Genomic DNA, 7,417 nt, shown 5'->3' on the forward strand with positions numbered 1-7,417 from the left:
TGCTGGAGCGTTACGGGAGAGGCGTGAATATCAAAGCATGTTTGCATGAGGCGCTGGGGCACCCCATGCAACACGTAATTGGGACATAGCCTTTTGATTCCGGCATATGGGATGCTCATATGAATACCGATTGGCACGCTATTTGCCGAAAAGTGCGGTGTCGGATCAACTCAACGGTGATTTATAGCCAAAAAAAGTGGGATCCAGCTCCCATTTTGCTTAAAGTGATCCCTTCCGATCCCGGTGGTCGGAATGCCCGCAAGGATGCCCTTCAGACGTAAACAGGATGGCCTGGCCAGACTGACTCTCAGAGATGTGATTGCTTCGGTTCTCTTTTTATCTGTCACCTGTGGTGATAGCGCCTTGTTCCGTTCAGTCAGCCCGGGTTTTGCGTCTCTCTCATCGTGCATTGTCACCATCTGCAGCGAGTGAATCATGAGCGAATCGGTTTTTGAGATCCACGACTGGACCCTGAGCGTTGACGACAACATGTTGTGTCGCCCCGACCGCGAGGTCTACCTCGAACCCAGACTGGTCAATCTGTTGCGGTTTCTGGCCCATAATGCCGGCACCGTGTTTGGCCGCGATGCCCTGATCAACGAGGTGTGGGATGGCGCCGAGGTGACCGATCAGGTGGTGACCCAGTCCATCTTCGAACTGCGCAAGATCCTCAAAGATGGTCGCACCGATGCGACCGACTATATCGTCACCGTACCCAAGCGCGGCTACAAGCTGGTGGCACCGGTGCGGCCGTTGCAGGTCGTTTCCGTGGTGATGGCGGACGAGCAGCCTGCTCCTGCGGTCAATACCGCTCTCTCCGACAACCCGACGCTCTCCGATCTGAGCCCGCCCGTGGCTGAGCAGGATGATGATGCACAGCCCAATGTCGCCCCTTTTCCCGCCGGGCCCCTGACCCGCGCCATCTCCACCCATGCCAAGGATGCCCGCAGCCGCTGGAAGATGGTGAGTTTCGATATCTTTGTTGCCATCGTGCTGATCGCCATTGTCAGCATGCTCAGCTACCAGCACACCAGCCCCCAGGTACACGCCATGCTGGATCCCAATCTGCTGGTGTTCCGCTTCCACTCCGGCATGGATGACAACAACGAGAACGTGCGCCTCGCCGATGGCATTACCCGCGCCCTGATGGGGGAAGTGGCGGTGGCCACGCCGCTGCGGGTGCAGTACGGTGCCACCACTCTGATGGGGGGCATCATGCCCGGCAAGGAGCTGAGTGTGCGGGTCACCCGCCAGCCGCGGGGCACCTATCTCGATCTGGAGTATCGCAATATCAACACCAACCGGGTGCTGTTCAGCCATCAGTACCAGCTCAGTCGCCACAATGTGCACGGCGTGTTGCAGGCCAGCAGCCAGGATCTGCTGCGCGCCCTCGACCAACCCGATGCCGAGCCGGGGATGGGCTGGCCCACCGATGATGCCTCCCTAATGGCGATGATGGAGGCGCAGTACTACATCAACAGCCGGGATCCGGTCGCCCTCAAGCGCGGCATCGATCTGCTGGAGCAGTCGCTGATTGCCCATCCGGATCAGCCGCTGCTGTTGGCGGAGCGCTATCTGGCGGGCGAGGCGCTAGCCACCTTGGCGGGCAAATCCGAGAGCGAGCGGCTGCAGGGGATTGGCACCCATCTCGCCCGCGTGGTGCAAAACAGCGGCGCCCTGCCAGCTCGGGTGTGGGAGGCGTTGACCCTGCAGGCGATCCTCAACGGCCAGCAACAGCAGGCCAACTATCTGCTGGAGAAGGCGGCGAGTCGTGGCCGCTCGGTGCTCTACTACATACTGCAGGGCAAGCTGGCGGAGCTGGATGGTCGCCCCGAGGCGGCGGGGGATGCCTACAGTCAGGCCTTCCTGATGGAGGCGACCGAGCAGACCTATCTGCTCTGCCAGCAGCTCGGTTTCTACAGCAATATGGAGAGCCTCACCCCGGCCCTGTTCAATGCACTGGGCCAGAGCAAGGTGAAGCTCTTCTAACACCGCAGTGTTGGTTTTCCCCCGGTCGGTGCGGTTGCCGACTCTATCCACAGGCTGCCTTCGGGCGGCCTGTGCTGTTTCTGCTTGTCTCAATCCTGCTTGTTTGCCACCGGGGATAGTCGCTCTGGTGTGGCCCGATTTATCCCCCGCAGCTCCCCACTATCCCCATTTGCCTTTGCCTTGCACGCGGCATTCGCGGCACTCGCGTTTGTTCGGCTTCACGCCGCGCACGCAGATTGTGACATTTGCTCATGGTTGGCGGCGGGATAAGCTGTCCGTCACGACCCATTTCTCATTGCTGACCTGTTATCGCCATTGAGTTTTATCTCTGAGCCTGGATTGTGATGAGCCGAGCGGAGGGCCGAGCAGGAGGTGAGCGGCCACTCAGGGTGATGATCCGCAGGGCTTCCAAATGGCCGCAAGGGCAGGGGGCGCAATGGGATCTGCTTTATCCCGGGTTTATCTGGCCAAAAATATCAAGACGGCGAGATAAGGGGGTTATCAAGGGGCAAAAATGGGGCGGAAGGATATCAAGGTTTTATCAAGATGGCGGTGCACCCTGATACCAATCTACTGTTTTTGAATGGTTTTTATCAAAAATAATGAGGCGGCGAAAAAAGTTGCCTCATATTTTTATCCGTTAGCTGGTCTTTATGTTTTCCGGGGATGAGAGGCCTAGTCTGTGCCCATTCTTTGGCGGGGCGTTCCGCCAAATGTGTATGTGACGACCCGACCTTTTATAGAACCGGAGATCTTATGTCCCTCGATACGAGCAAGAAGATTGGCCTTATCGCCTGTACAGGTGTGGTGGCCGGCAACATGATGGGGAGTGGCATCGCGCTGCTTCCTTCGGCACTGGCCACCATCGGCTCCATATCTGTCTTTAGCTGGGCAATCTGTCTGGTAGGCGCCATGGGCCTGGCTTTCGTATTCGCCCGCCTTGCCACCAAGAACCCTCAAGAGGGCGGCCCCATCGCTTATGCTGGCGAGATCTCTCCGGTGTTCGGTTTCCAGACCGGTGTGCTTTATTACCACGCCAACTGGATCGGTAACCTGGCCATCGCCATTACCGGCGTCTCCTACCTCTCGGTCTTCTTCCCCATTCTCAACAGCCCAATTCCGGCCGCCGCAGCCACCATCGCTGCCGTCTGGATCTTCACCTTCGTCAACCTGCTTGGCGGTAGCTGGGTGAGCCGACTCTGTACCCTGGGTCTGGTGCTGATCCTGCTGCCGGTTGTCGGTACAGCGGTGATGGGCTGGGGTCATTTTGATGCCACCGTCTACAGCCAGAACTGGAACACCACCAGCGGCAGCGACCTGCATGCGGTCATCAGCGCCGTGCTGATCTGCCTCTGGTCCTTCGTCGGTGTTGAATCTGCCGCCGTCTCTTCCGGCATGGTGAAGAACCCCAAGCGCACCGTACCGCTCGCTACCATGCTGGGTACCGGTATCGCCGGTGTTATCTACATCCTCTCTACCCAGGTGATCAGCGGCATGTTCCCGGCCGGTGAAGTGGCTGCTTCCGGCGCCCCGTTTGCCATGGCCTCTTCCGCCATCTTCGGTAGCTGGTCTGCGCCGTTTGTTTCTGCCTTCACCGCTCTGGCCTGCTTCACCTCGCTCGGTTCCTGGATGATGCTGGTAGGCGAAGCTGGCAAGCGTGCCGCCAACGACGGCAACTTCCCGAAAATCTATGGCGAAGTGGACAAGAACGGCGTAGCCAAGAAGGGTCTGATCCTGGGCTCCCTCAAGATGACTGCCCTGATGGTTGGCCTGACCGCCTTCACCTCCCAGTCCGCTCACGCTGCCGATCTCTTCAACGTGCTGACCACAGATGCGGTGCTGCTGACCATGCTGCCCTACTTCTACTCCAGCATTAACCTGATCCGCTTCGAGGGTATGACCTCCCGCAGCATCGGCGCGATGATCTTCTCCGGTGTGGCCTGTGTCTTCTGTCTGGTGGCCCTGATGGGTGCCAAGGGTTCCAACCTCACCGCTACCTTCGTGGTGTCGCTCATCATCCTGATGTTCTACGCCAAAAAACTGGGTCTGCGTCAGCACGATGCCCTGCTGAACCAACAGCCCAGCAACTGATCCCCCCTTTTATCTTCCGAGCGCTCTTCACTCACCATCCCTGATGGAGAGCGCCCCTTTACGTGTGGAGCATTACGATGAATATCATTGCCATCCTCAACCACCTGGGCGTTTTCTTTAAAGAAGAACCCATTCGCCAGCTGCAAGCCTCCCTCGAGCGCAAGGGTTTCGAGGTTGTTTATCCGGTCGACGTTGCCGACCTGCTGAAACTGATCGAGAAGAACCCCCGCGTTTGCGGCGCTATCTTCGACTGGGACAAATATTCCCTGGGTCTGTGCAAGGAGATCCACGATCGCAACGAGAAGCTGCCGATCTTCGCCTTCGCCAACGACCAGTCCACCCTGGATATTCACCTGACCGACCTGCGTCTGAACGTGCACTTCTTCGAGTACCGTCTCGGCATGGCTGACGACATCGCCCTCAAGATGGGTCAAGCCACTCAGGAGTATCAGGACGCCATCCTGCCGCCGTTTACCAAGGCACTGTTCAAGTACGTGGAAGAGGGTAAATACACCTTCTGTACTCCGGGTCACATGGGCGGTACCGCCTTCCAGATGAGCCCGGCCGGCAGCATCTTCTATGACTTCTATGGTCCGAACGCGTTCAAGGCCGACGTCTCCATCTCGATGCCGGAGCTGGGCTCCCTGCTGGATCACTCCGGTCCGCACAAGGACGCCGAAGAGTACATCGCCCGTACCTTCAACGCCGATCGCTCCTATATCGTCACCAACGGCACCTCCACTGCCAACAAGATTGTCGGCATGTTCTCCGCGCCGGCCGGCAGCACAGTGCTGGTTGACCGCAACTGCCACAAGTCGCTCACTCACCTGATGATGATGAACGACGTGACGCCGGTCTACTTCCGTCCGACCCGCAATGCCTACGGCATTCTGGGTGGTATCCCGCAGAGCGAATTCAGCCGCGACACCATAGCTGCCAAGGTTGCCGCCACGCCGGGTGCCCAGGCTCCCCGTTACGCGGTGATCACCAACTCCACCTATGATGGCCTGCTCTACAACACCGGCTTCATCAAGGAGAGTCTGGATACTCCTTTTATCCACTTCGACAGTGCCTGGGTGCCTTACACCAACTTCAGCCCGATCTATGAAGGCAAGTGCGGCATGAGCGGTGAAGCGATGCCGGGCAAGGTGTTCTATGAAACCCAGTCCACCCACAAGCTGCTGGCAGCCTTCTCTCAGGCCTCGATGATCCACATCAAGGGTGACGTGGAGGAAGAGACCTTCAACGAAGCCTTCATGATGCACACCTCCACCTCGCCGCAGTACGGCATCGTGGCATCGACCGAGATCTCTGCTGCCATGATGCGTGGCAACACCGGTAAGCGTCTGATCAAGGACTCCATCGATCGCGCCATCTCCTTCCGCAAAGAGATCAAGCGTCTGCGTGATCAGAGCGAAGGCTGGTTCTTCGACGTATGGCAGCCGGATAACATCGACACCGTCGAGTGCTGGAAGCTGGATCCGAAAGATGACTGGCACGGCTTCAAGGACATCGATGACAACCACATGTACCTGGATCCGATCAAGGTCACCCTGCTGACTCCGGGTATGGGTCGTGACGGCCAGCTGCTGGAGAAGGGCATCCCTGCCTCTCTGGTCTCCAAGTTCCTGGACGAGCGCGGCATAGTGGTGGAGAAGACCGGCCCTTACAACATGCTGTTCCTCTTCTCCATCGGTATCGATCAGTCCAAGGCGATGCAGCTGCTGCGCGCCCTGACCGAGTTCAAACGTGGTTATGACCTGAACCTGACCATCAAGAACATCCTGCCGAGCCTCTATCGTGAAGACCCGAGCTTCTACGAAGGGATGCGTATCCAGGAGCTGGCGCAGCGCATTCACGAGCTGACCAGCAAGTACCGTCTGCCGGAGCTGATGTTCAAGGCGTTCGACGTACTGCCGGAGATGAAGATGACCCCGCACGCCGCATGGCAGCAAGAGCTGGCCGGCAACGTGGTGGAAGTGCCGCTGCGTGACATGGTTGATCGCATCAGCGCCAACATGATCCTGCCGTACCCGCCGGGAGTTCCGTTGGTACTGCCGGGCGAGATGGTGACCCAGGATTCTCTGCCGGTGCTCGAGTTCCTCGAGATGCTGTGCGAGATCGGTGCCCACTACCCGGGCTTCGAGACCGACATCCACGGCCTCTATCGTCAGGCCGATGGCAGCTACACCGTCAAGGTGCTGCGTTAATCGACAGTGACAACAGTCGAAAGTGACAACAACGGGCCGCAAGGCCCGTTTTTCCCTCCGGAATTCCTGTTCTTATTGCGTGAGTCGCCAATCATGAAGCGAGTGCTCTCCATTCAATCCCACGTAGTCTTTGGCTGTGCCGGCAACAGCGCCGCCGTTTTTCCCATGCGTCGCCTCGGGATCGAGGTGTGGCCGATGAACACGGTGCAGTTCTCCAACCACACCCAATACCGCGAAGGCTGGCAGGGGATGGTGATGCCCGGCGGCCATATCCGTCAGCTGGTAAACGGCCTGGCGGAGATCGGTGTGCTGGCCGAGTGCGATGCGATCTTGAGCGGTTACCTCGGCTCGGCCGAACAGGGGGAGGAGATCCTGGCGGCGGTGGCCCGGCTCAAGGCGCTCAATCCGGCCGCCCTCTACTTTTGTGACCCTGTGATGGGTCACCCCGACAAGGGGTGCATAGTGGCACCCGGCGTCGCCGATTTTCTGAAAAACCGGGCACTGGCCTGCGCCGATATGCTGGCCCCCAATCTGCTGGAGCTGGAACAGCTCACCGGCAGCGATATCCGCAATGTGCCGGAGGCCATCGAGGCGTGCCAGCAACTGCGCGCGCAAGGGGTCAAGCTGGTGATGGTCAAGCATCTGGGCAAGGCCGGCTTTGCCATGGACCGCTTCGAAATGCTGCTGGTGTGCGAGGAGGGGGATTTTCACCTCTCCCGCCCGCTCTACCCTTTTGCTCGCCACCCCATCGGGGTAGGGGATCTGCTGAGCGCCACCATGCTGGCCAATCTGCTGGCCGGTTGTACCCCGGTGGCGGCGTTCGAGCTTACCAACGCCAGCGTGGATGCCGTGCTGGCTCGCACCTGGCTGGCGGGGGCCTACGAGCTGCAACTGGTGGCGGCCCAGCACGAGATGGCGCTGCCGCAGGTCTCCATCCGGGCGACCCGCCTCTGAGCCGTTTGCGCCAACAGTAAAAACAACAAAGCCCTGATCATCAGGGCTTTCAGACTGCTGACAAACCCCTGGACGCTGATCACGGGGTTTGATCTAATTGCTGCATGGTCAATAAATGGACTGCACCATGCTCAGAGAACCCGCACCCCAACAATTTGAGATCGAGATGGTCA

General features: G+C 59.0%; 4 protein-coding genes. All 4 read left to right on the forward strand.

Annotated features, from left to right (window positions below):
- Positions 1–435 precede the first annotated feature (435 nt).
- Complete coding sequence (gene cadC / locus ACW5W8_RS23070; RefSeq protein ID WP_498630708.1) at positions 436–1,989, forward strand: lysine decarboxylation/transport transcriptional activator CadC; 1,554 nt, start codon at positions 436–438, stop codon at positions 1,987–1,989.
- Positions 1,990–2,745: 756 nt separating this feature from the next.
- Complete coding sequence (gene cadB / locus ACW5W8_RS23075) at positions 2,746–4,080, forward strand: cadaverine/lysine antiporter (RefSeq protein WP_498630710.1); 1,335 nt, start codon at positions 2,746–2,748, stop codon at positions 4,078–4,080.
- A gap of 77 nt (positions 4,081–4,157) precedes the next feature.
- Positions 4,158–6,290 (forward strand): lysine decarboxylase CadA, encoded by a 2,133-nt coding sequence (locus ACW5W8_RS23080; protein ID WP_498630712.1) that lies wholly within the window; start codon positions 4,158–4,160, stop codon positions 6,288–6,290.
- A 93-nt stretch (positions 6,291–6,383) separates the two neighbouring features.
- A complete protein-coding gene (gene pdxY, locus ACW5W8_RS23085) occupies positions 6,384–7,244 on the forward strand; it encodes a pyridoxal kinase PdxY (RefSeq protein WP_498630714.1) in 861 nt (286 codons plus the stop codon).
- The last annotated feature ends 173 nt before the right edge of the window (positions 7,245–7,417 follow it).

It is taken from the genome of Aeromonas aquatilis, from assembly GCF_054052405.1.

Coding starts and splice junctions, on each gene's coding strand:
- cadC (WP_498630708.1), top strand. CDS start 436: ATGAGCGAATCGGTTTTTGAGATCCACGACTGGACCCTGAGCGTTGAC.
- cadB (WP_498630710.1), top strand. CDS start 2,746: ATGTCCCTCGATACGAGCAAGAAGATTGGCCTTATCGCCTGTACAGGT.
- ACW5W8_RS23080 (WP_498630712.1), top strand. CDS start 4,158: ATGAATATCATTGCCATCCTCAACCACCTGGGCGTTTTCTTTAAAGAA.
- pdxY (WP_498630714.1), top strand. CDS start 6,384: ATGAAGCGAGTGCTCTCCATTCAATCCCACGTAGTCTTTGGCTGTGCC.